Source organism: Stenotrophomonas sp. C-A, from assembly GCF_054030835.1.
In genome coordinates, this window is record NZ_CM132916.1 from 2,358,374 (window position 1) to 2,382,649 (window position 24,276).

The following is a 24,276-nucleotide window of genomic DNA, read 5'->3' on the forward strand; positions in this document are numbered from 1 at the left end:
CTCGCTTTAGTGGGGATGGACTGCCAAGGCAGTGTGCCATTGCGGGTTACACAGCTATTCGGGGCTGAGCGTCCCGAGCACTGAAACAACAATCAGGATCAAGATGGCCAGCGCGGCCTCAGCCGTAACACTCTGCCGCAAAGCCCGCACCTCCTGCGCGGGATCTCCGCTGGTCAGCGCTCGTTCCAAGCGCGGCACCAGCGTCCATCGGTGCAGCGCTCCCAAACCCAGCATTCCAGCGAACAGGGCCAGTTTGAACAGCAGCAACTTCCCGTAGGTGCTCTGGAACAGGGCCGAAAACGACCACGCGGTGAGATCCCCGTAGTGCGCGATGCCGGACACGATGAGCGCACCAACGAAGATCGTTCCCAGCGTCGAAAAACCATGCAGAAAGTCATGCGTTGATCGCAGACGCCCGCTGCCGTTCGTCTCTTTGCCGCGCAGCAGCATGGCAAGGAACATCAGGACCGCTGCGATCCAGCCGCCTGCCGCGAGAAGATGGACGATGCCTGCAGCAAGCCGGACCGCGCCTGCCAAGCCCTCGCCAGCGGCGGCGTGGCCGTTCCATGCCAGCGAAGCGAGTGCGCCGCCCGCCAGCATCGCCCCCAGCGGGAAGGCGGTCTCCACCTTCCCGCGGCGACGATGCCATCCGAGCACGAACATCAGGGCGACCAGCAGCGCGCCTCTCGCCATGGCTGCCCGGCCCGCGGACGTCTCGAGCAGATACCAGCCAAGCGATGCGCGATCAACCTCGGCAAGCGGCATTCCCATGATGCCCGCGGTCTTGAAGACGACATCGAGCCCGGTGAGCACGAGACCGGCTACGGCACCCGCCAATAGAACGCCCATGAGTGACCACCCGGCCAAGGCGTCGGCGAGTGCCGATCGACGCGACCCGTACCAACCGAAGAGTGGAACCCCGAAAAGAACCATGATGACAAGGTATTCCAGGAATCTCAGTGCATAAGCCGACAGGTCGAACATTCGCGACTCCTCAGCGCACCGTGAAGCTGAAGCTGCCCGGCATGGGGTGGTTGTCACCACCGACGGCGCGGTATTCCACGGTATAGACGCCCGGAGTCAGCGGCTGGGGCAACTTGGCACGCAGGGTCTTACCGTTGTTGACGATCTCGGTCGTGAAATTCTCGATCGGCATGGTGGAACTGCCGTGCTTCATGAGCAACTTGAGACGCGACGCCCGCGGAATCAATGTTTCGTTGAACACGAGATCGATCTGGCCCGGCGAAGCCACCACCGCATTTGCCGCCGGTGTGGACTGCTGCAGCGCGGCGTGGGCGTGCGCGATCTGCAGGGAGAACTGCCCAGCCGCAATCGCGAGGACGAGCGCGAAGGAGCGAAGGACGTTTGATGATTTCATAGGGATAAATCCTCATTGCGAATGTGATGCAAAGCCCCGTTCGGCGCCGTGCTGTGTTGGATCCGACAAGCGTTAGGTGTCGGGCTGTCACCGAAACCACGGTTGGTCGGCTTTTGATATTTGAGATGAGGATCCCGCCGCTCAGGCGGGATCCTCGACGCGTCAAGCCGCCATGGCGCTGCAGCTTTCCGCGCAACGGCGACAAACTTCGGCGCAGCGCGCCATCTCCGGGCCGTTCATGGCGTCGCATGCTTCGGCGCACTGGCGGCAGATCTCCGCGCAGGCACTGCAAACCACCGAGTGAGCGCTGGCGCCACGCAACATGGCGTCGGCGCTGGTGGCGCAGATATCGGCACACGTCGCCAGCAGGGCGATGTGCTCCGGGGCTGCGTGGGCACCTCCTTTGCTCAGGCAATAGTTGATGGTCTCAAGGCAAATCGCGTGGCATTGCGTGCAGTTGTCGATGCACTCGTTCATGGCCTGAGACCGGTGGTCTTCGGAATGGTGAGTCATGTGGATCTCCTGCTTCATCGCGGACGAGAATCGGCGCGCCCGCAACACCGCCCCCTGTTGCTCTTGCGGATCAATGCTGTGCGAAGGGTTCGGTGGTTCCGTCGTGATGGACCAGCTCGACCGTATACGGCTGCTGGCGTCCTTCCGGGACCTCCATGCCCGGCGAACCGAGCGGCATTCCGGGCAGGACCAGGCCGCGTGCGTCCGGCTTTTCTTCGAGGAGGCGCTTGATGTCCTCGGCCGGGACATGGCCTTCGATGACGTATCCGTCGACCTCGGCCGTGTGGCAGGAGCCCTTTGCATAGGGGACACCCAGGCGCTCCTTGACCGGACCCAGGTCATCCATGTCATGCACATCCACGGTGAACCCCGCCTTCTTCACGTGGTCGATCCAGCTACCGCAGCACCCGCAGGTCGGGGTCTTGTGGACGGTCATGCGTGGCAGGGCGGCTGGAGTCGCGTCGGCTGTTTCCGGGACGACCTGTGCAGTGGGCGCGATGGTGGATTGCGCGGGTGTAGCCGCTTGGGTGCAGGCACCCAGGCCGGCGACCGCAAAAGCCGCCCACGCCAGTCGGTTCAATCTGCAGGTTTTCATTTCTGGTTCTCCGCTTAGCGCTTGGTCCGCGAAGACCAGTGGATGTGGGCGATCCGCCAACCGTCGGTGGTCTGCTTCAGCACCATGGTCTCGGTGCTCTGGACGGTCAGTGGCTTACCGTCTTTCTGGGCGTGCAGCTCGCTTTCGGTTCCGACCCATGCGAACTCACCAGCGGTGCGTGCACGCTGACGGAGCAGCTGGCGATGGGCGCCCTTGAGGAATGCCGCATCGCTGACTGCGTGATGACCCAGATATTCCTCGCGGCTGCGCTCGGCACCCCCGGACTCGAGGATGAGGACGTCGGCAGCGAGCAGGGCTTCGACCGTGGCCAGATCGCCGCTAGACAGGGCCCTGTTGAAACGCTCCGCTACGGCGACCGCGGCCTCTGCAGTGACTGGGACGTCGACGTCCGCAGATGCCGCGGCAGCGGGGTGATGTGCGTGCGGCTGTGTCGCCTGCGCCATTGCGGGGGACACGACGGCCAGTGCCAGTGCGAGGGTGAACGAGATTGCTGTTGCGTTCATTGCGTGGGCTCCAAGGAGATCAATGGGTGTGCGCATGGCCGTCATCGGCCACGGGCGTGTGTGGTGCAGGGTGCGACTCCACCTTGCCGTCGGGATGGCCGTGGCTCACCAACCCGACTTCCGTGTCGCTGGGTGTCGGGCCGTGGTGATCGTCGTCCACGCCCGGCGGGTGCGCATGCGGCATGGAGTTGTTGCCCGGCTCGAATAGGGCAGGGTGATCCTCGGCCTTTTCGTCGTCATGGTGGCCTTGCGTCTCGCCGCCGCCATGCGAATGACCATCACTGCTGGCCACCAACGCCTGGTAACCGGCCTTGTCCAGCGTGGGCAGCTTCTGCAGGAAGGCCGACATGTTCCAGATGAACTCATCGTCCATGCTGCCGCCCCACGCGGGCATGCCGCTGGCCTTGATGCCGTGCTTGATCACCCAGAACGCCTCAGCTGGAGCGACCGACTGTTTGCTTAGGTTCGGTGGCGCGGGGTACAGGCCCTTGCTCATCTCGGTGGCCGCCGCCTCTGGCGAAAGATGGCAGGTCACGCACATGGCGTTGTAGTTGCCCGCACCCTGGCGGATACGCTCAGGATCATCCAGGTTCGTGGGCACCTGAAGCTTGGCGGCGCGCACCTCAATGGAACGCTCGCGCGCCGTTTCAAGTAGCGCATACACCGGGCGACTATGCGGATCGTCGGCGGCCACGTTGTACACGCCCAGAGAGACCGTGGCAGTTGCCGCGACCGCAACCAATCCCACGCCGGCACCGAGCCATACCCACATCCTTTTGTTGGATTTCATTGTCAGTTCCCCTTAGAACCAGGTACGAAGGCCGATGACCAAGCGCGTGTCTTCAAAGGACTCGCCATGCTCGCGTCGCATGTCTGCGGTATTGCCAAACGCGCGCTCGTACACCACGCCGATGTAGGGAGCGAACTTTCGGGTGAACTCATAACGAAGTCGTAGCCCCGCCTCAGCGGTACTCAGACCCGAACCTATCCCGCGCAATGGATCGTTCTTGCCATAGGCGGTGACTTCCACCAGCGGCTGCAAGATCAGCCGGTTGGTTAGCAGCAATTCGTACTCGGCCTCGACATTGGCGGCAGTCTGGCCCCCTTCGCCGAGATAGGCTGTGGCGGACACTTCGAACTTCATCGGCGCCAAGCCCTGTACACCGATAGCGGCGAAGTTTTGAGATGCCCCAGGCTTGAAGTCATGACGCACACCGGCCACCACATCCCACCACGTGGAGATACTGCGGCCGTAGAGCACTTCCAGATCAGCCGACTCGGTCTGACCATCCGTGCGTTCGCCTTCACTGCGGAGCCAGACGCGATTGAGGTCCGTACCGATCCAAGCCTGGCCCTCCCAGCCCAGCCCGGTGCCCGGATCGGCATCCCAGGCTTCCAGGCGATTGAGCAGCACGTAGCTCTTGATCGAGTTGTCATGCACCGGATGCGCGTGTTCCGGCGCGATGGCCGCCTTGCGATCCGCGTCCGTCACCGCGGGTATCGGGGTGCGCGGCTGCGTTGGCACTGCAGGCCCGTGTCCCATCTGACTGTGGTCCATGCCCTGCATCGACTGTGTCTGCGCTTTGGGCGTTGCGGGCGTGCTCGGAGGCGCGCCGTGCCCCATCTTGGAATGGTCCATCCCCTGCATCGCAGGCGTGGCCGTACTAGAGGTGTCGGCTGCAGCGGGCTGTGCCATCTGACTGTGATCCATGCCCTGCATCGACTGCGCCTGTGCTGTGGGCGCCGCAGGTGTGCTCGCGGGCGAGACGTGCCCCATTTGCGAATGGTCCATGCCCTGCATGGCAGGCTCGGCTGCTTTAGCCTGCGGCGCGGCGTGGCCCATCGTCGCATGATCGATCGTCGCTTCGCTCGGCTTGGCCGGTGTTGCAGGCTTTTGGGCTGGCGCAGGTTTTGATGTCGGCGCCTGTTGTGCAGAGTGATCCTGAGTCTGGGTCTGCGCGCCCTGCTCCATCGGCATGGAGCCGTGCTGCATGGATTGGGCGCTGGCCGCATTGGCCAGGGCCAGCGAGATAGCCAGCGTCAGCGCAGTCAGGGTGGTATCGCGTCTATTGATGTTCATTCGTCGACCCTCACCGTGCGCATCATTCCGGCTTCCATGTGATAAAGCAGGTGGCAATGGAACGCCCAGCTGCCCAACGCATCGGCACGCACGCGATACGTGCGTCGGCTACCCGGCGGCATATCCACCGTGTGCTTGCGCACCATGAAGTTGCCGTTGTCGTCCTCCACGTCACTCCACATGCCGTGCAAATGGATGGGATGGGTCATCATCGTGTCGTTAACCAATACGATGCGCATACGCTCGCCGTAGTTCAGCCGCAGCGGCTTGACATCGGAGAACTTCTGACCGTTGAAGCCCCAGGAGAATTTCTCCATATGTCCGGTCAGATGCAGCTCGATCTCGCGACCGGGGTCGCGTCCGTCAGGGTCTTCAAAGGTGCTCTTGAGCATGGAATACGTCAGTACATGACGGCCGTTATCGCGCAGGCCATTACCCGGATCATCCAAGCGCGAACTCACGCTCATGGCCTGGTTGTCCAACAGGGGATTGTTGGTCTCGCTGGCAGGGTGTGATTGCATGCCCCCGTGCTGCATGCCTGCCATGGCACCATCGCCGGCGGCGGGCATCGCATGGCCTGCATGGGCCGAGGTCGCGTTACCGCTGGCAGGTGGGGTCATGCCAGGCATGCCCATGGCCGCACCACAGCCGCCTTCCATGCCCTTGCTGCCGCCAGACATATCCATCGATCCATGATCCATGCCCATGTCTGCCATCGTCAGCAGCGGCCGGGGATCCACAGACGGAACGGGCGCGCGTAATCCTTCGCGCACGGCGAGCGTGCCGCTGACGTAGCCGGTGCGACCGGAGTCTTGGGCAAAGATGGTGAATGCGTCCTGCCCGGAGGGCTCCACGATCACATCGAAGGTTTCTGCTACCGCGATGCGGAACTCGTCGACGGAAACCGGATGGACATACAAGCCATCTGCTGCCACCACGGTCATCTTTAGCCCCGGAATACGCACATCGAAGTACGTCATGGCAGAGCCATTGATGAAACGCAGGCGCACCTTCTCGCCACTGCGGAACAAACCGGTCCAGTTGCCCAGCGAGGTCGTGCCGTTCATCAGGTAGGTGTAGGTGTTGGCGTTGACGTCGGACAGATCCGTGGGCGTCATCCGCATCACGCCCCACATCTTGCGATCTTCCAACGTGGCCGACAGGCCGTTGCGCTTCACATCGCGCGCAAAATCGCCGACCGTGCGCTTGTAGTAATTGTCATGGCCCGGCATCTTCTTCAAACGATCGAACAGGGCCGTCGGGTCCAGGTCTGTCCAATCGCTCAGCATCACGACGTAGTCGCGATCGAAGCTGAAGGGCTCCGGCTCCAATGGGTCGATGATGATCGGGCCATAGAGCCCGGCTTGTTCCTGGAACCCCGAGTGGCTGTGGTACCAGTAGGTGCCGCCCTGATGCAGGGTGAACCGGTAGTGGTAGGTCTCACCACGTCCGATACCGTCAAAGCTCAGGCCCGGCACGCCGTCCATGTTGGCCGGCAAAATGATGCCGTGCCAATGGATGGAGGTGTCCGCGCCATGGAGGGAGTTAGCGGGCAATGCATTGGAGACACGCAGGTTGACCGTGGTGCCTTCCCGCCAACGCAGCAACGGCGCCGGAACGGACCCATTGACGGTGATCGCGGTGCGGGTCTTGCCGGTGAAGTTCATCGGCGTCTCGCCGATGGTTAGGTCAAACTCGGTGCCCGATAGTACGTTGGGTTGTCCCGGGCCCTTGAGCGCCCAACTGGCTTTGGGCCAGAAACCTAATCCTGCGACTGCGCCTCCCAAGGCCAAGCCCTGGACAAATCGCCGCCGCGAAGGTAGCAGCGGCGGTCCACCGTGTGGACCACGAAAATCATCATGCGACATGAAAATGCTCCAAGCGTCGTGTTGCCACCGGCGGGCGGTGGTACAGAGCGGGCGGCTGGCCTATAAATAGGCATGCAAGCCACACCAACGGCGCCATTGCGGCGCTTAGGGACGCTTAGCCGATCGGTGGTCGGATCAGATGAGGCAAGGCAGGTGCCGCATGCCCTAGGGGCAGCGGCATGACATCCAGGCCCAAGGCCAGTTGCACCGAAACATGCAGGCGCGCCGGAAGTGCGCTCGCGCACGCGTGTACGCAGGCGCACCGGCACGCAGAAGACTTGCAACAGTCGGGACCGGCATGGTCGCCATGCCCAGTGCCAGCCCTTTCAATCGAGGTGGCATCGGGATGATTCTCAGCACTGTGATGGGCGACGCAGTCTTCGTCGCCTTGCACCGCGGCAGCCACTTCGCTGGCCTGCGCTTCCATGGCCGGGTTCATACTGATCGACGCAAATGCCGACCACGCGCCGTTAAGCACGAGCATGACGATCAGGAGCAGTCGCAGTAGAAGTGAGGAGGCTGACACGGGCGACATTGTAAATCACTTTAGACAAGGCGCGTGTGTATCGGTCGTGAACAAAATCTCAAGTAGGCCTGAGATGCCGCCACTTGTCAGTCGCACTAGTCACGGCCACTGCAGCTCCCTCCAGGAGCGCCCAATGGGCGGGTTGAGGCGAAGGGTTGCCCATAGGGCTAGCGCTTGTTCGGTTTACTTCTCGGGTGTGGCCTCGATCAGCTTCACCAACTCCCGCTTCTGCTGCTTGCTTAGCGAGCCCCAGCGCAGGAGCAACTTGGCCAGCAGATCATCGTCGGTGTAAAGGAAGGCGGCGGGGATCCCCAACGCTTGGGCCAACCGCTCAGCAGTCTCCAGCTTGGGCTCGTGCTTGCCACGTTCGTACTGGTTGACTCGGGGGCTGGCCACGTAAGGATCCAGACCGGCCCGGATGCCCAACTCCTTCTGCGACAAACCCGTGTGCAGGCGGGCTTGTTGGAGGCGTCGAGCGAAGGTCGGTGTTGAGTCGACGGACAAAGTCACGCGCACCCCCCATGGAAACCCCATAAGGATGGCGGATGTGGGGTTAAGCCGAGATACGTGCAAAAATGCCCCCCAGAATTTTTTTTTCTTCCGTGAAATCATTTGGTTGCCGGATTTTTGTTGGTACCTGAACTGTCGGCGCGATCGGGCCGCAACTGCGCCAGCAACTGCTCCAAGGTGTCCTGGCGCACACCGGCACGCAACGCTTCGGCCTCGGCTTGTTCACGCCGTTCTCGCTCCTTGGCCAAGTCGGCGTGAGCATTGGCCAGCTTGACCCGTGCGCTCTCCAACGCTTGGGCGTCCTGGGTCCAGCGTGCCAGCAAGGCCTGGTACTCCGCAGCCGTAAGCCGCAGCGCGTCCAGCTCCTTCCGCTGGTCGTCCGCAGCTTGCCGCACCTGCGCCAGTTCCCTCTCTAGGCGGCTGTGGCGTTCCAGCCACTGCCCGTTGTCGCGGTTGAGCTGAACCAGTTCGTGGTTCTTGGCGGTCAGCGCCTCGTTGGCCTGGCGCAGCGCGACCTGCAGTTCCTGCACCTGGTGCTCGTGGCGGCGCTGTTCCTGTTCGCGTTGGTCCTTGACCGAGGTGCGGTAGTGCTCCAACGCCTCGCGAGCATGCTGGTGCTTCTGCTCCAGCGACTGGGCATGCGCCTCGTGCTCCGCCAGCCGCGCGGTCAGTCCCGCGATCCGTTCGCCGAGCTGCGCGACCTCGGTGACCCGTTCGGCCAAGGCCTGCTGGGCTGCGGCGTGGGTCGTCTTTTCTTCGCGTAAGGCAGTTTCAATGCGCTGAAGCTGCGCGCTCAGCGTGGACGCCTCCTGCTGGGTGCGTTCCAGCGCCTCGCTACGCTCCTGCAAGTGCGCTTCGAAGCGCTGCCGGGCCTCGGCGATTACAGCCTCGGCCTCCTCGTGTAGGCGACCGGCAAGCCGACCGACCAGGTCCTGTAGCGCGTCGCTGACCGCGACCTTGGCGCCAAGGCCTTGCCCTTCATCTTCTTCCAGCTCCTTCAGGTAGCGGTGAATGGTTGTCTTGGAGCCGGTGTTGCCCAGCGCCACCCGCACCGCGTCCACCGACGGGTGTTTGCCCTGTGCCCGCAGCGCATCGCGGGCCTTCTGGATGTCGCTCTTGTACAAGCCGCCGCGTGCCATCGCACTCTCCGACTATTTCGTAATGTATTACATACCACGTAATTACATACCAATCAAGTTACACTACTCGCCGAGTACGGGTCGTATCTAAAGGCGGGATAATATTGAATTATCCCGCGTAAGGCGGATTCTGACCCTTCCCGGCGTCCCAAGCAGTACGAAACCGCCCAGGGCCGGCGATCGCTGGGTAGTATGGCCCAGAGCGGAAAGGAGGCCAGCCAGGGTGCAGGCAGGCTCCGCCACCGAGCCCGTTGGCCATCAAAGGACTGTGCATGCCGATCGAACGTATCGTCATCGACAACTTCAAGTCGTTTCGCCATCTGGACCTGCCCCTCAATGCCCACATGAACCTGGTCGTGGGCGACAACGAGGTCGGTAAATCCACCCTGCTGGAGGCCATCCACGCGGTGGTCACCGGCCAGCTGCATGGGCGCAATCTTGCCTACGAGCTCACGCCCTACCTGTTCCACCAGCCCACGGTGCAGGAGTACTTGGGAGCGCTTGCCACGGGCACGCCGGCCTCGCCGCCACGGATCTCCATCGAAGCCTATCTGGGCGCCGACGCCGCGCTGGCGTCGTTACGCGGCACCAACAACTCCCTGCGTCTGGATACCGCCGGCATCCGGCTGCTGGTCGAGCTCAACGACGACTACCGCGAGGAGTTCAACGCCTACCTGCAGCAGCACCAGGGCGCGGTCAGCCTGCCGGTGGAGTACTACACGGTGCGCTGGTACTCCTTTGCCAACAATGGCGTTACCGCCCGCAGTATTCCGTTCGACTCGACCATCATCGACACGCACGGCATCAAGACCTTGTCCGGTGCCGATCGCTATATCGCCGGCATCATCGAGCAGGCACTGACGCCTGCGCAACGCGTCTCGCTGTCGCTGAGCTTCCGCCGCATGCGGCAGAGTTTTTCCGAAGAAGCCGATGTGGCGGCCATCAATGCCTATCTCACCGAGCATACCGGGGACATCAGCCACCGGGCGCTCACGGTGGGGGTGGACACATCGCCGCGCTCAACGTGGGAAACCAGCTTGTCACCGTACCTGGATGAGCTCCCCTTCACCCAGGCCGGCAAAGGTGAACAGAGCGCGGTGAAGATGAAGCTGGCCATGCACGCGGCCGGGGCCGCCCACGTGCTGCTGATTGAGGAGCCAGAGAACCATCTGTCCTTCTCCAGCATGACCCAGCTGATCGACAGGATTGCGGCCCTCTCAACCGCCCAGCAGGTAATCATCGCCACCCATAGCAGCTTCGTGTTGAACAAGCTGGGCGTGGACAACGTGATCCTGTTCAGTGCGCAGGGCCAGATGAAGCTGGACCAGCTGCCATCCGATACGCACGACTATTTCATGAAGCTGCCTGGCCACGACACGCTGCGGCTGATCCTGGCCAAACAGGCGATCCTGGTGGAAGGGCCGTCCGATGAGCTGATCGTGCAGCGTGCTTACAGCGACCACCACGGCGTGGCGCCGATGGCCCATGGCGTGGACATCATCTCGGTCAAATCGCTGGCATTCAAACGCTTCTTGCAGATTGCAGATCGGCTGAAAATTCAGGCCAAGGTGATCACCGACAACGATGGCGACATCGCCGTTGTGCAGGCTCGCTACGCCGAGCACCTTACCGCGATCTACTACGATTCCGACGAAAGTGCCCCATCGCTGGAAGAGCAGCTGATCAAAGCCAACTCGCTGGCTGAGCTCAACACCGTGCTGGGCAAGACCTTCGCCGATGAGGTGGCGTTGCTCAAGTACATGAAAGGTCACAAGACCGACACGGCCCTGGCAATCTTCAACAGCCCGCACTCGATCAGGTTCCCGGACTATGTCCAGCGTGCCATCACCTAACCGGGTCCTGCTCTCAGCGGCCGGATCGGGCAAGACCACGTTGCTGGTCCGGCAGGCCTTGGAGCGGCCCGAGCGTCGCATCGCGATTGTCACCTACACGCTGGAGAATCTAGAAGAGATCCGGCGCTCGTTTGAGGTCCACGCCGGTGCGGTCCCCGCGCATGTCACCTTGCACAGCTGGTATGGCTTCCTGCTGCGCCAGTGCATCCGCCCGTACCAGGCGGCACTGTGCCCTGAGCCTCGTATCGAGACCATCCTGTTCGTAGAAGGTGTCACCAACAACCGGGCTCCACGCACCCAGGTGGCGCGCCACTACCTGGCAGGCAACCGGATGTATTCGGACCGGGCCGCCGACTTTGCTGTGCGCTGCGATGAGCTGACCCAAGGTCAGGTCATGGCACGCCTGGCGGCCATGTACGACGAGCTCTACATCGACGAAGTTCAGGACCTGGCCGGCTTTGATCTGGATCTGGTCGAGCGGCTGTTGAAGAGCGATATCGCCATCACGTTGGTGGGTGATACGCGCCAGGCGACGTATGCCACCAACTATGCGCAAAGGCATAGTCAATATCGCGGACCGAACTTGGCGGCGTTGTTCCAGATCTGGGAGTCGGACGGCTTATGCCAGCTCGACCACCGTCTCATCAGTCTGCGCTGCGTCCAGGCCCTGTGCGATATGGCTGACACGCTCTATCCGCAGATGCCCCGCACCGAATCAGGCAATGGCGAGGTCACCGGGCACGATGGCATCTTCCTCGTCGCTCCAGGGGATGTGGCCGCGTACATGCAGGAGTTTGCCCCTACCGTGCTCCGGCATGACCGGCGGCAAACCTGCGACGGAATGCCTGCGGTGAACTTCGGGCAGAGCAAGGGCCGCACCTACAGTCGGGTCCTTATCTTCCCCAATGGGCCGTTGACGCAGTACCTGCGCACGGCCGATGCGGCGCGCATCACCGCGCCACCGAAGTACTACGTAGCCTTCACCCGGGCGCGGCAAAGCGTGGCCTTTGTGTATGCCGGCGCGTGCGCTTTGCCGGGTCATCAGCTCTATGCGCCTGCCAGTGCAGACGCATAGAGCCGCCGGCAGTGATCACATCTTCTTCAAGGGTGCCGCGGTGGGTGGCGGCGGCACCGGTCCCGGGTCGTTGAAGCAAAGCATGACCTGATCGATGCCGAATTGATCGGCCAGGACCTGGGCAATCACAGCATGCACCAGGTCCAGGTCGACCGAGGGCGCAGCGACGGTGATGGTGGCCGCGATCGCACGGCCATGCTCACCGGCGACCAGGCGCAGGTCGTCCACCGCTTTCACGCCCGGGTCGGTAAACATCGCCGCACGGACCTGTTCCAGGTTGAGCTCGTTCATGGGGACTCCAAAGCAGTGCTACCGGCGCGGGGAGCTCGGTCGCGATGCAGCCAACGATAGAGCACCGGCAGCACCAACAAGGTCAATGCGGTGGATGAGACGATGCCGCCGATGACGACAGTGGCCAGCGGCCGCTGCACTTCCGAGCCAGCACCGACATTCAAGGCCATGGGTAGGAAGCCCAGCGAGGCTACCAGGGCGGTCATCAACACCGGTCGCAGGCGTCCAAGGGCGCCGTCCCGGACAGCGTCGTCTAGCGGATCGCCCTGTTCGCGCAGACGGCGGATGAAGGCGATCATGACCAGCCCGTTGAGTACGGCCACGCCCGACAGCGCGATGAAGCCCACGCCGGCAGAGATCGACAACGGAATCCCGCGCAGAGCCAGTGCCAGCACACCGCCGGTCAGCGCCAGCGGCACGCCACTGAACACAATGGCCGCATCCTTGGCCGAGCCGAAGGCCATGAATAGCAGAGCGAAGATCAACGCCAGTGTCACCGGAACCACCACCCCCAGGCGTTGGCTGGCCGAGATCAGCTGCTCGAAGGTGCCGCCGTAGTCGATCCAGTAGCCCTCCGGAAGCCTCACATCCTGGCCGATGCGCGTGCGCAACTCGCCGACGAACCCGCCCAGATCGCGCTCGCGCACGTTGGCGGTGATCACCACCCGCCGCTTGCCATTCTCGCGGTTGATCTGATTGGGCCCGCGCTCCACCTGGATCTTCGCCACTTCCCGCAGCGGCACCGTACGAGGCCCACCATTGGCGCCGGTGGCCAGGCGGCTGGACTCGTCCACGCTGGCGCTTTCCGGCAGTGGAATGGGCAGATCTGCCAGCACAGCCGGGTCTTGGCGCTGCGATTCGGGCAGGCGCACGACCAGGTCGAAGCGGCGGTCGCCCTCGATCAACTGGCCGGCGACACTGCCCCCAATGGCGGTGGCCACCGTTTCTTGCACGTCGCCCGGGTTCAGGCCATACCGAGCCAATGCCGCCGGATCTGGTGTGATGGTCAGCAGCGGCAGGCCGGTGACCTGCTCGGCCTTGACGTCTTCGGCGCCGGGGACGCTGCGCATGACCCGCTCGACCCGGCTGGCCAGGCGCGTCAGTTGGTCCAGGTTGTCGCCGTAGACCTTGACTGCCACGTCCGAACGGACGCCGGAGATCAACTCGTTGGTGCGCATCTGGATGGGCTGGGTGAACTCGTAGTTGCTGCCCGGAATTTCCTTAGCCGCCGTCTCCAGCTCTTCCACCAGCTCGGCCTTGGGCTTGCGCGGATCGGGCCACTGGTCGCGGGGCTTGAGCATCAGGAAGGTGTCGGCCATCGACGGCGGCATAGGATCGGTGGCCACCTCGGCGGTGCCGATCTTGGAGAAGATGTTGGCCACCTCCGGGAACTGGGCCAGGCGCTTCTCCAGCGTTTCCTGCATGGCCACCGACTGCTCCAAGCTGGTGCCGGGAATACGCATGGGCTGCAAGGTGATGTCGCCCTCATCCAGGCTCGGCACGAACTCCGAACCCAAGCGGGTGGCCAGCACGCCACAGCCCACCACCAGCACGGCCGCGCCGGCCAGCACCACCACGCGCCGACGCAGGGCCCAATCCAGCAGCGGCGTATAACGGGCGCGCGACCAGCGCATCAGGCGGTTGTCGTGCTCAGCCACACGGCCGCGCAGGAAGCTGGCGATCGCTGCCGGCACAAAGGTCAGCGACAACACCATGGCACCGGTCAGGGCCAGCACCACCGTGATCGCCATCGGGTGGAACATTTTTCCTTCCACCCCGGACAGCGCGAAGATCGGCAGGTAGACCGCGGCGATGATGCCCAGGCCAAACAGGCTGGGACGGATCACCTCGGCGGTGGCCGAGGCGGTCAGGTCATAGCGCTCTTCATCATTGAGCTGGCGGCCCAGCGCGTGCTGCGCCTCCCCGAACCGGCGTAGGCAGTTCTCGATGATGATCACCGCACCGTCCACGATCAGGCCGAAGTCCAGCGCGCCCAGGCTCATCAGGTTGCCCGACACGCCGCCACGCACCATGCCAATGATGGTGAACAGCATCGCCAGCGGAATCACCGCCGCAGTGATCAACGAGGCGCGCACATTGCCCAGCAGCAGGAACAGCACCACCACCACCAGCAGCGCGCCCTCGATCAGGTTCTTGGACACCGTGCCGATGGTGCGGTCCACCAGCGCCGTGCGGTCATAGACGGCCTTGGCATGGACGCCGGCAGGCAAGCTGGCGTTGGCAGCGTCCAGCTTGGCCGCGGCCGCCTGGGAGACTTCCCGGCTGTTGGCGCCAAACAGCATGAAGGCGGTACCGACCACGACCTCGTGGCCATTCTGGGTGGCCGCGCCCGTGCGCAGCTCCTTGCCTTCGCCCACGCTAGCGACGTCGCGCACCCGGATGGGCACACCATCGCGGCGATCCAGCACGATGTTGCCGATCGCATCCAGATTCGCCAGCTGGCCAGGCACGCGCACCAGGAACTGCTGTCCATTGCGCTCGATGTAGCCGGCACCGATGTTCTGGTTGTTGCGCATGACCGCGGCGACCACGTCGTTCAACGTAAAGCCCAGCGCCACCAACTGGGCCGGATCCGGGGTGATGTGGATCTGCCGCTCGAAGCCGCCGATGGTGTTGACCTCGGTGACGCCGGGCGTGGTGCGCAGCTGCGGCCGGATCACCCAGTCCTGCAGGGTGCGCAGGTCCGTGGCGGTGTACGGGGTGCCGTCGGGCTTGCGAGCGTTGGGCTCGGCCTCCACGGTGTACATGAAGATCTCGCCCAACCCGGTGGAGATCGGCCCCATTTCCGGGTCCAATCCGTCGGGCAGCTGGGAAGCGATCTGCTGCAGGCGCTCGGCGACCTGCTGGCGGGCAAAGTACAGGTCGGTGCCGTCCTTGAACACCACGGTGACCTGTGAGAGCCCATACCGCGACAGCGAGCGGCTGTAGTCCAGCTTGGGCAGGCCGGCCATGGCCGTTTCAATGGCAAAGGTCACTCGTTGCTCAGCCTCCAGCGGCGAGTAACCCGGGGCCTGGGTGTTGATCTGGACCTGGACGTTGGTGATGTCCGGTGTGGCGTCGATGGAGAGGTGACGGTAGCTCCACACACCCAGCGCAATCAGCGCAGCGGTGAGCACCAGCGTCAGCCAGCGGTGGCGGATGGACAGCCCAATGAGGCGTTCGAGCATGGCGGGCCTCATTCTTCTTCCACGGTGGACTTTTCGATGTCGGCCTTGATCAGGAAGCTCTGGGCCACCACCACCTGTTCACCGGCCTTGAGCCCTTCCAGCACTTCGGCGCGCTCAGCGTCGCGGCGCCCCAGCTTGACTGGCCGGGTGTGGTAGGTCTCTCCCTGCTGCACGTAGACCACGTCCTGGTCTTCTGCGGTCTGCAGCGCGGTGATCGGCACCACCAGCGCCGCCGATTGGCGATCCACGGTGACCCGCGCCTTGACCGCCGACCCCGGCCGCCACAGGCCATCGGTGTTGGCCACGGTGGCGCGCGCAATGGTGCTTTGGCTGGCGGTGGCGGTGCCGGGCAGGACGCGCTCCAAGGTGGTCTGCGCGGTGACGCCATCGCTCAAGCGGGTGACCGTCACCGGCACGCCCGCACCGATGTGCTGGACGTCGGCGCCGAAGATGTGCAGGTCCACCCACAGCGTGGACAGGTCGGCGACCTCGAACAGTGGCGCGCCCTCAGCCGCCGCCATGCCCACGGCGGCCGTACGCGCCATGACCACGCCACTGATCGGCGCGGTGACGGTATAGGTGGTCAGGCTTAGATTGCTCTCTACCGTGGCCAGTGCCTGGCCGGCCCGTACCTGATCACCAACGCCGGCTCGCACAGAGCGGACCGGTCCGGGGAAGCGTGCAGTGACCTGGGCGATGCGCCCATCGATGGGGGTGAGCAGCCCTTGCACCTCATGCTCGTCAGCAATCTCACCGGGGCCTGCCGGCGCGACCTGGATTCCCGCCGCCTCCGCCGCCTTGGCGGCAATCTTGGTTTCCAGCGGCGCTTCCTCGTGCTCGCCGTGTTCTTCGCCCTCAGCCGCGGCGCCGCCCTCGGAGCCTTCGCTGGGGTCGGACGCATTGCAGGCGGTCAGCAACAGGGCCATGCCCAGTGCGGTCCAGGAAAAACGGCTCATGGGCTATCTCCAAGTGAAGCGGCCGCCGGCGGCGTTACAAGCGCCTGGCCGGTCAGTCGTTGAATTTCGATCAGGGCGCGCTGCGCATCCAAGGCCACGTCCAGCTGCTGCTGGGCCATGGCCGTACGTTCGGACTGCAACTGTGCCCATTCCAGGTAGCTGATGGCGCCGGCGCGATAGGCGCGCTCGGCAGCCTGCTCAGCCCGGGCCAGCTTCGGCAGTACGTCGCTATGCAGGCGCGCCACCTCGGCCTGCGCCACGGTGTAGCGGCCATGGGCCTCGACCAGCGTGGAATACAGCGACAGGCCCTTGGCCTCGCGCTCGATCGTCAGGACCTCCAGCTCGGCTTCGCCGGCGCGGATCTCTGGCTGTGCGCGGCTGCGGCTGCCCAGCGGCATGGACAGGCTGGCCACCAGCGCGGTGTCGTCGGACTCCTGCAGGCGGCGCACACCGAGCTGCCAGGACAGGTCCGGTGAGGCCGCTGAATGCGCCAGCTGCAGTCGTGCCTGCGCGATCCGTCGAGCGTTGGCAAACTGCGCCAGTTCCGGCGTCCGCTCCAGCTCATCGGCCAGCGTCTGCATGGAGGCGATCGCCGGCAGGGCCATCGGATCGGCCGGGATCACCTCGAAGGTGGGAGTACGTTCGCCCCACAGCGCGGCCAGATGCTGACGGGCGGCCAGTCGCTGTTGCACGGCCCGATCACGCGTCAGCTCGGCCCGCGCCAGCGCTGCCTGCGCGGTGAGCAGCACCGATTCGGGTGAAGCGCCGGCCTGCAGGCGCTGTCGGGCGGCGGCCACGGTTCGCTGGCGCTGGCCAACATCCATGTCCGCCAGGCCGCGTTGCCGGTCGGCACCGACAACCGCCAAATAGCGCTGCGCTGTCTCGGCGAGCAGGTCCAGCCGCCCGGTCTCGCGCTGCACGGCCAGTGCATCAATCCGGCTTTGGGCCAAGGTACGGCGGGCGTCGAGCTTGCCGCCGCGCTCCAGCACCGAGCTCAGGCTCAAGGTCAACTCGGCGCTGTCCAATCCACGTGCCGCGCCAGTGCCCAACGCATTTTCGACCTCGGCACCGAGCGTCCACGGTGGGCGCTGCACCGCCTGGTCGCGCTCGGCAGCGAGCACGGTGGCCCGCGCATCGACCAAGCGCAGCTCGGGGTGGGTTTGGGCCACGCGCGCGAACGCGTCGTCCAAGGTCATCAGTTCGGCCGCTGCCGCCGGCGCTGTCGCCGCAGTCAGCAGCAGCCATGCGGCCAAGGCCGCCAATCGCACATGCATGGAAGTACTCCGAAGGGTTTCGACATCAACAAACGATCACCACCGCGCACAGCAGCAGGTCGCTAGGCCGGCGCTGCCGGCGGAGATCACCCTGCGATCGGAGGCCGGAACGGCGCGACCGGCTGCTCGTGCGGATACGGGAACGTGTTGACTTGCATCACCGGCAAATGCCGGCCGATGTCCGCAACGGTCAGCAGGATCTCAGGGGGCTGCGCGGCCTGGCTGCAGCACAACGCCAGCTGCTGAAGGCGGTGCAAGGCGGCGCCGATGCCGCGCTCAGGTGCCGGTGCGGCCACTGCCGGCCCATGGGCGGCAATGGTCGGATGGATGTGAACGTGCAGTTCGCTCGCCAGACCTAAGACCGGCTGGACCAGCAAACCCACCGCCAGCTGCGCCAGCAGCAGCCAGCGTAGGCCCGTCCGCAGCCGGCCAAGGGCGATCATGCAGGTGTCTTGCGCGCGTCGGCACGTGCCCGGCGGGCATCACCGAGAATCTCGAAGGCTTCCTTGATCACATACAGACCGATCAGGGCGCCGATCACGAAATCCGGGTAGGGGCTAGCCAACCACCACACCAACAGGCCGGCCAGGATCACCCCAACATTGGCCACCACATCGGCGCGGGTGAACAACCAGGTCGCCCGCAGATGCACTTCGCCGGACTTCAGCGGCGCCAGCATGCGCAGTACGGTCATATTGACCACCAGCGACAGCAGCGCCGTGCCGATCATCCAGCCACTGACCGGCTCGGCGCCGTACATCACGCGACGGCCGACCTCCACCAGCACACCCACGCCCAGCACCAGCAATACGCTGCCGCTGACCCAGGCTGCGTTCGCCTTGAAGCGGGCCGTGCGCCCGATGGCGACCAGGCCAATGGCGTAGGCGGTGGCGTCAGACAGCATGTCCAGCGCGTCGGCCAATAGGCCTGTGGAATGGGCAACCCAGCCGGCGATGCCGCCGATCACGGCCATCGCCGCATTCAGGGCAAGGGCGATCCAGAGCACGCGCCGCTCCTGCGCGTTCTTGGCCTCGTGGTGGCAGCCGCAATCACTCATCGGAACATCTCCAGTCGCAGGGAAGCCAGGCCCAGGCGGACCGCTGGCATGGCACAGCCGGTGAGGGTAAAGTCCGTAGCTACTACGGAGTCAAGCGCACTACGAATGAAAATCAGTGAGGCTGCCGACGCCAGTGGGTGCCATCTGGAGACCATCCGCTATTACGAGCGGATCGGCCTGCTGCCGCGCCCGGGGCGCTCGGGCAATGGCTACCGGGTCTATGGCCCGGCCGACATCGAGCGACTGCGCTTCATTGCGCGCGGCCGGGACCTGGGCTTCAGCCTGGAGGAGGTCCGCAGCCTGCTGCAGTTGGCGGGCGATGAAGAGCTTTCGTGCGGGGACGTGGATCGGCTGGCCCGCAGCCATCTGACCGACGTGCGGGCGCGCATGGCCGACCTGCAGCGCATGGCCAGCGAGCTGGAACGGGTGATTGCCAGTTGCCACGGCGGGCAGCGGGCTGAATGCACCATCCTGTCAACGCTGCGGCAGCCGGCCTCGGTGGAGGCCACGCGCCAGTGACCGAACTGGACCGCTACCTCGATGCGGCCACGCGCCAGAACACGGTGCGCAGCTATGCGTCGGCGCTGCGGCACTTTGAAGTCGAGTGGCAAGGCCACCTCCCAGCTACACCGGACAGCGTGGCGCGGTACCTGGCCACGTATGCGCAGACCCTAGCCACCAGCACCCTTCGCCACCGCCTGGCCGCCATTGCCTACTGGCACCGCGACCACGGCTTTGTCGACCCGACCCGGTCGCCACTGGTGCGCAAGGTCCTCAAAGGTATCCAGACCCTGCACCCAGGGCAGGTCAAGCAAGCCGCACCGCTCCAGATTCGACGGCTCGTCGAGCTCGATGACTGGTTGGCTGCAGCGATCGCCGCGGCGCATGCCCGGGGCGATGGAGCAGCGGCGCTTCGCCACCAACGGGACCGAGCGCTGGTGCTGCTCGGATTCTGGCGTGGCTTCCGTGGCGATGAACTGCTGCGTCTGGAGGTGGCCCATCTCATGCTAGTGCCGGGCCAGGGGATGACCTGCTTCCTGCCACGCAGCAAGGGCGATCGGCAGGCGGCAGGCGTCACCTACAAAGTGCCGGCCTTGTCGCGATTGTGTCCGGTGGAGGCAACCCAAGCGTGGCTCCAGGCGGCTGACCTGCAAGAGGGGCCGGTGTTTCGGGCGGTCAACCAATGGGGCCAGGTGAGCGCCGAAGGCCTCCATCCCAACAGTTTGGTGCGCCTTCTGCGCGAGTTACTGGCCAGTGCCGGCTTTGCCGATGCTGGACTCCACAGCAGCCATTCCTTACGTCGAGGCTTTGCCAGCTGGGCCAACGACCAAGGCTGGGACATGAAGGCGCTAATGGAGTACGTGGGCTGGCGCGATGTGCAGTCGGCCATGCGATACCTAGATGGGCGTGACCCGTTCGCCCGAGACCGCATTGAAGCGAGCCTGCCCAGTCCAACCGCGCCGGCTCCGGCGATGGTGCTGCCGCCGTCGGCGCCAGAGGGCGGATCTGCGCTGCAGTTGCTCTTACGGATGGTGCTGACCCCGTTTGCCCGCGCGGGCCGCGGCGCGGCCAAGGCCAGGGGCCGGATCGAAGAGATTTGCTTGGCCCCATTCCAAGCTGTGCGGCTGAACACCGCCAGCAGCGAGTACCGGTTGACCGTTCCCACCGATCCCGACCGGGATCTGGATGAAATCCTGGCCACGCTGCTGGATGACATGCACCGCATGGCCGATACGCACCAGTGCTTCCTGGAAGCGTCTTTGAGTACAGACGACGGCCGGCACTGGGACTGATCTCCCCCTAACAACCTCAGGATCCAATGGCTACCCTTCACGAGACCGCCTATCCGCGACTGAAGCCTGATCCCACCGCCAAGGAACTGGAGGAGATCTATACCCCCAGCGCCGCTGAAATTGCATTCGCCAAGCGGCTGACTACCCAGCCAGGACCCCAACTGGCCATACTGATTCATCTGAAGCTGTTCCAGCGCTTGGGCTACTTCACCCTGTTGGCCGAGGTGCCTGAGCGAATCAGGAAGCACATCGCCAAGGCCGCCCGTCTTGGGCGGGTATTGGACTCCGACCAGCTCGACCGTTATGACGCCTCAGGTAGCAAGCGCCGGCACATGCCGCAGCTTCGGCAGTTCATTGGCGTGCGTGCCTTGGACAAAGCCGGGTCGTCTTGGCTAGACACCGTGGCCACCGCTGCAGCCCAGACCAAGCACACTATCCCGGACATCGTGAACGTCCTGCTTGAAGAGCTGGTGCACCATCGCTATGAACTTCCTGGCTTCCGCACCCTGGAGTTAGCCGCAATCGGGGCGCGGGAGCGGGTCAATCTGGGTTACTACCGCAACATCAGTCACGCGCTGACGCCGGACACGCGCACGCTTATTGACGAACTGCTGCGCGCACCGGAAGGGTCGAGGTTCACTGGCTGGAACTCGCTCAAACGCGAGCCTGGCCGGCCTACCAACAAGGAAGTTCGGTTTTATCTGCAGCACATCCGCATGCTGCAGCAGTTGGCTGAGCAGTTGCCTCCCATCGATGTGCCAGTGCCCAAGCTCAAGCAATTCCGTGCAATGGCTCGGGCGTATGACGCCAGCGAGTTGTCCGAGTTGGCTCCGGACAAACGCTATGCGCTGGCCACCATATTCATTCGCGCTCAGCATGCCAAGACACTGGATGATGCGGCCGAGTTGTTCATCAAGCAGGTGCGTGGATTGGAAAACACCGCGCAACAGAAATTGCTGGCGTATCAGCTCGAACATGCCAAGCGGGCCGACTTCCTCATCGGCCAGCTCAAGGAAGTCCTGCAGGCCTATCAGCTCGATGGCAGCGATAGTCAGCGAGTGGACGCGATCGACAACAGCCTGGAAGCTGAAGTGTCTACCTTGCTGGCCGAATGCGAAGAACATATGGCCTACGCGGGGAAAAACTACCTGCCGTTCATGCTGCAGCCCTACGGCGCGGTCAGGCCGCTGCTGTTCAACGGGCTGGAGCTGATGAACTTGCGGGCGACCAGCCACGATGCCGGCATGGAGCCGTTGATCGCAGCGGTACTGTCGTTGCGCAACCAACGCCGTGAGCTAATCGAGGTCGCTTCCCTCGGGTTGGACCCGGAAAAGGACTTCGATTGGATGTCCAAGCTCTGGCGTCAACACGTGTTCGGCAAGCGGGCCAGCGCGGCAGGCGCCGGCTGGATGCACCGCAAGTACTTCGAGCTGGCCGTGCTGGTGCAGGTCAAAGACGAACTGAAGTCGGGAGATCTCTTCGTTCCCAGCAGTGAGCGTTTTGACGACTACCGCGAGCAACTGGTCGATGAAGCCACCTTGGCCCAGGAGCTGGAGGCCTATGGCCAGGTGTCAGGCTTGCCCACCGACGCCGAGTCTTTCGTGGCCGGGTTGCGTGCACAATTGACCGCCTTGGCCGACGAAGTCGACGAGCGCTTTCCAGAGAATGTGCATGCGGACATTCTGGATGGTCGTCTGGTGTTACGGAAGGGGCAGCGTGCAGAAGTCTCCAGTGCAATTGCTACCGTGGACGGCCTCATCACTGAACGGCTGCCCGAGTCCAGCATCGTCGATGTCCTGATCGATGCCAGCCAATGGCTGGACCTGCATCGCTTCTTCCACCCGATCGCCGGCACCGAGAGCCAGGTCGAAGATCTGCCCCGGCGCGTAATCACCACGCTATTTTGCTATGGCTGCAACTTGGGACCGACGCAAACGGCGCGGTCGATCAAGGGCTTCAGCCGGCGCCAAGTCGCTTGGCTCAACCTCAAATACGTGACCGAGGATGTGCTTGAGAAGGCCATCGTAGAGGTCATCAATACCTACAACAAATTCGACCTACCGGGCTATTGGGGCAGCGGGAAGAGCACGTCAGCAGATGGCACTAAGTGGAGCGTCTACGAGGACAACCTGCTGTCTGAGTACCACATCCGCTACGGCGGCTATGGCGGCATCGGCTACTACCACGTGTCCGACAAATACGTGGCCCTGTTCAGCCACTTCATTCCCTGTGGCGTGCACGAGGGCATCTACATCCTCGACGGCCTGTTGGCCAACACTTCCGACATCCAGCCCGAGATCGTCCACGGGGACACGCAGGCCCAAAGCTATCCGGTCTTCGGCTTGGCCCACATGCTGGGTATCCAGCTGATGCCTAGGATCCGAAACATCAAGGATCTGACGTTCTTCCGACCCGAACCGGGCAGGGCCTATAAGAACATCCAGGCGCTATTCGGGGACAGCATCGACTGGCAGCTGATCGCCACCCATCTTCACGACATGCTGCGTGTGGTGATCTCGATCCGACTGGGCAAGATCACCGCGTCCTCGATACTGCGCCGGCTGGGCACCTACAGCCGGAAGAACAAGCTGTACTTCGCTTTTCGGGAGCTGGGCAAGGCTGTTAGAACGCTGTTCTTGCTGCGCTACATTGATGACAACGAGATTCGCAAAACGATTCATGCCGCGACCAACAAGAGCGAGGAGTACAACGGCTTCGTGAAATGGGTCTTCTTTGGCAGCCAAGGGATCATTGCTGAGAACGTCCAACACGAGCAGCGCAAGATCATCAAGTACAGCCAGCTGGTGGCCAACATGATCATCCTCCACAACGTGGAGGGTATGAGCCGGACGTTGGCTGAGATGCGGAAGGAGGGGGTCGAACTGACGCCCGAGATCCTGGCCGGTCTGTCGCCTTATCGGACCAGTCACATCAATCGCTTTGGCGATTACCACCTGGATCTTGAAAGGGCAGTGGCGCCCTTGAGCTACACGGCCAAGGTCCTCGAACAGGCCCCATAGATGGGGAGATCACCCCCGCGACGAGAAAACAGCCTTATACGTCAGCCGCTTAGGTCAGTTCTGGCCCTGTACGTAATGATTCCCTGCCGACCCTCGGGTCGTGCCGGATTTCCTGCGCATCGATGAGCAGCGTGACGATCTGGCTGGCTTCAACGCGTGCTTCTATTGCGCGGGCGCACCTCCGGTGGGCACCGCCGAAGCCGAGTACCGGCGGGTGACGCTGGACACCACACTGGCCGTGGCCCGCGCGTGGGCCGCAGTGAATCCCGACGGATGCTTCCTGTATGTGTCCGGCGCCGGCGCCGACCCGCAGAGCCGGGTGATGCCGCTGCGGATCAAGGGCGAAATCGAACTGGCGCTCCGCACGATGCCGGTGCGTACCGTGATGCTGCGCCCGGGCGGCGTGCGGCCGGTATCGGGAACCGGCACGCGCCACGTGGTGCTCAAGCCCTTGTACTGGGGTGGCGCACCGCTGATGAAACTGGCTGGGGCACTCGTCCCTTCCCTGGTCACCAGCAATCTGGCGGTGGGCCAGGCGATGATCGCACTTGCCGGACGGGAGCATCCACCTGCGACGGTGGAGTGCGCGGACATCAACCGGATCGCAGCGGGAACACCTGATCCGGCGCGTTGAGC

22 protein-coding genes and 1 pseudogene are annotated in these 24,276 nt (G+C 63.9%); 6 read left to right on the top strand and 17 right to left on the bottom strand.

The features are described 5' to 3' along the window. Window positions 1-54: 54 nt before the first annotated feature. The 11 genes from copD to ACW5IY_RS11195 all read right to left on the bottom strand — a co-directional run bounded on the left by copD (window position 55) and on the right by ACW5IY_RS11195 (window position 9,133). Window positions 55-984 carry a copper homeostasis membrane protein CopD gene (copD, locus tag ACW5IY_RS11145; protein ID WP_017354978.1) on the bottom strand — a complete coding sequence of 310 codons (930 nt, stop codon included), beginning with the start codon at window positions 982-984 and terminating at the stop codon, window positions 55-57. A 10-nt stretch (window positions 985-994) separates the two neighbouring features. After that, window positions 995-1,378, bottom strand: a complete 384-nt coding sequence (gene copC, locus ACW5IY_RS11150) for a copper homeostasis periplasmic binding protein CopC (RefSeq protein WP_017354979.1) — start codon at window positions 1,376-1,378, stop codon at window positions 995-997. Window positions 1,379-1,540: 162 nt separating this feature from the next. After that, a complete protein-coding gene (locus ACW5IY_RS11155; protein ID WP_049436432.1) occupies window positions 1,541-1,891 on the bottom strand; it encodes a four-helix bundle copper-binding protein in 351 nt (116 codons plus the stop codon). Between the two features lie 70 nt (window positions 1,892-1,961). Beyond that, the gene (locus ACW5IY_RS11160) at window positions 1,962-2,486 is read right to left on the bottom strand and encodes a DUF411 domain-containing protein (protein WP_229301210.1); all 525 of its coding nucleotides are present in this window, start codon (window positions 2,484-2,486) and stop codon (window positions 1,962-1,964) included. A gap of 14 nt (window positions 2,487-2,500) precedes the next feature. Then, window positions 2,501-3,010 carry a DUF4440 domain-containing protein gene (locus ACW5IY_RS11165; protein ID WP_026070602.1) on the bottom strand — a complete coding sequence of 170 codons (510 nt, stop codon included), beginning with the start codon at window positions 3,008-3,010 and terminating at the stop codon, window positions 2,501-2,503. A 19-nt stretch (window positions 3,011-3,029) separates the two neighbouring features. Beyond that, entirely contained in the window at window positions 3,030-3,800 is a 771-nt protein-coding gene (locus ACW5IY_RS11170) for a c-type cytochrome (protein ID WP_026070603.1), read from the bottom strand. A gap of 12 nt (window positions 3,801-3,812) precedes the next feature. Next, complete coding sequence (locus ACW5IY_RS11175) at window positions 3,813-5,090, bottom strand: copper resistance protein B (RefSeq protein ID WP_017354984.1); 1,278 nt, start codon at window positions 5,088-5,090, stop codon at window positions 3,813-3,815. Then, window positions 5,087-6,958, bottom strand: a complete 1,872-nt coding sequence (locus tag ACW5IY_RS11180; RefSeq protein ID WP_017354985.1) for a copper resistance system multicopper oxidase — start codon at window positions 6,956-6,958, stop codon at window positions 5,087-5,089. Before ACW5IY_RS11180 ends, ACW5IY_RS11175 begins: the two co-directional genes overlap by 4 nt. Window positions 6,959-7,073: 115 nt before the next feature. After that, the gene (locus tag ACW5IY_RS11185; RefSeq protein ID WP_080354476.1) at window positions 7,074-7,493 is read right to left on the bottom strand and encodes a CopL family metal-binding regulatory protein; all 420 of its coding nucleotides are present in this window, start codon (window positions 7,491-7,493) and stop codon (window positions 7,074-7,076) included. A 174-nt stretch (window positions 7,494-7,667) separates the two neighbouring features. Then, complete coding sequence (locus tag ACW5IY_RS11190; protein ID WP_049404629.1) at window positions 7,668-8,018, bottom strand: helix-turn-helix domain-containing protein; 351 nt, start codon at window positions 8,016-8,018, stop codon at window positions 7,668-7,670. A 74-nt stretch (window positions 8,019-8,092) separates the two neighbouring features. Continuing rightward, entirely contained in the window at window positions 8,093-9,133 is a 1,041-nt protein-coding gene (locus ACW5IY_RS11195) for a DNA-binding protein (protein ID WP_017354988.1), read from the bottom strand. A 272-nt stretch (window positions 9,134-9,405) separates the two neighbouring features. Here ACW5IY_RS11195 and ACW5IY_RS11200 point away from each other — a divergent pair, with 272 nt between their 5' ends. Both ACW5IY_RS11200 and ACW5IY_RS11205 read left to right on the top strand, forming a co-directional pair. Beyond that, entirely contained in the window at window positions 9,406-10,986 is a 1,581-nt protein-coding gene (locus ACW5IY_RS11200; protein WP_049436412.1) for an ATP-dependent nuclease, read from the top strand. Further along, complete coding sequence (locus ACW5IY_RS11205; RefSeq protein ID WP_032961126.1) at window positions 10,964-12,061, top strand: UvrD-helicase domain-containing protein; 1,098 nt, start codon at window positions 10,964-10,966, stop codon at window positions 12,059-12,061. Before ACW5IY_RS11200 ends, ACW5IY_RS11205 begins: the two co-directional genes overlap by 23 nt. A gap of 15 nt (window positions 12,062-12,076) precedes the next feature. On the opposite strand, the gene ACW5IY_RS11210 is transcribed toward ACW5IY_RS11205, so the two are convergent. The 6 genes from ACW5IY_RS11210 to ACW5IY_RS11235 all read right to left on the bottom strand — a co-directional run bounded on the left by ACW5IY_RS11210 (window position 12,077) and on the right by ACW5IY_RS11235 (window position 18,827). Then, the gene (locus ACW5IY_RS11210) at window positions 12,077-12,352 is read right to left on the bottom strand and encodes a hypothetical protein (protein WP_049436413.1); all 276 of its coding nucleotides are present in this window, start codon (window positions 12,350-12,352) and stop codon (window positions 12,077-12,079) included. Next, window positions 12,349-15,540, bottom strand: coding sequence for an efflux RND transporter permease subunit (locus ACW5IY_RS11215; RefSeq protein WP_049436414.1), 3,192 nt, complete (start codon window positions 15,538-15,540; stop codon window positions 12,349-12,351). The genes ACW5IY_RS11210 and ACW5IY_RS11215 overlap by 4 nt, the downstream gene beginning before the upstream one ends. A gap of 8 nt (window positions 15,541-15,548) precedes the next feature. Beyond that, complete coding sequence (locus ACW5IY_RS11220) at window positions 15,549-16,496, bottom strand: efflux RND transporter periplasmic adaptor subunit (RefSeq protein WP_074053035.1); 948 nt, start codon at window positions 16,494-16,496, stop codon at window positions 15,549-15,551. After that, a complete protein-coding gene (locus tag ACW5IY_RS11225; RefSeq protein WP_032961117.1) occupies window positions 16,493-17,770 on the bottom strand; it encodes a TolC family protein in 1,278 nt (425 codons plus the stop codon). Before ACW5IY_RS11225 ends, ACW5IY_RS11220 begins: the two co-directional genes overlap by 4 nt. A gap of 86 nt (window positions 17,771-17,856) precedes the next feature. After that, the gene (locus ACW5IY_RS11230) at window positions 17,857-18,213 is read right to left on the bottom strand and encodes a hypothetical protein (protein ID WP_032961113.1); all 357 of its coding nucleotides are present in this window, start codon (window positions 18,211-18,213) and stop codon (window positions 17,857-17,859) included. After that, window positions 18,210-18,827, bottom strand: a complete 618-nt coding sequence (locus ACW5IY_RS11235; RefSeq protein WP_014159617.1) for a cation transporter — start codon at window positions 18,825-18,827, stop codon at window positions 18,210-18,212. The genes ACW5IY_RS11230 and ACW5IY_RS11235 overlap by 4 nt, the downstream gene beginning before the upstream one ends. A gap of 105 nt (window positions 18,828-18,932) precedes the next feature. Between ACW5IY_RS11235 and ACW5IY_RS11240 the strand changes: the two genes are divergently transcribed. From ACW5IY_RS11240 to ACW5IY_RS11255, 4 genes and pseudogenes are all read left to right on the top strand, one after another. Then, on the top strand, window positions 18,933-19,346 hold the full coding sequence (locus tag ACW5IY_RS11240; protein ID WP_014159616.1) for a MerR family transcriptional regulator: 414 nt from the start codon (window positions 18,933-18,935) through the stop codon (window positions 19,344-19,346). Then, complete coding sequence (locus ACW5IY_RS11245; RefSeq protein ID WP_082443474.1) at window positions 19,343-20,620, top strand: site-specific integrase; 1,278 nt, start codon at window positions 19,343-19,345, stop codon at window positions 20,618-20,620. The genes ACW5IY_RS11240 and ACW5IY_RS11245 overlap by 4 nt, the downstream gene beginning before the upstream one ends. 26 nt (window positions 20,621-20,646) lie before the next feature. Next, complete coding sequence (locus ACW5IY_RS11250) at window positions 20,647-23,640, top strand: Tn3 family transposase (RefSeq protein WP_049436415.1); 2,994 nt, start codon at window positions 20,647-20,649, stop codon at window positions 23,638-23,640. A gap of 97 nt (window positions 23,641-23,737) precedes the next feature. Next, window positions 23,738-24,274: pseudogene (locus ACW5IY_RS11255) on the top strand (Rossmann-fold NAD(P)-binding domain-containing protein); the annotation flags it as partial. Window positions 24,275-24,276: the final 2 nt, after the last annotated feature.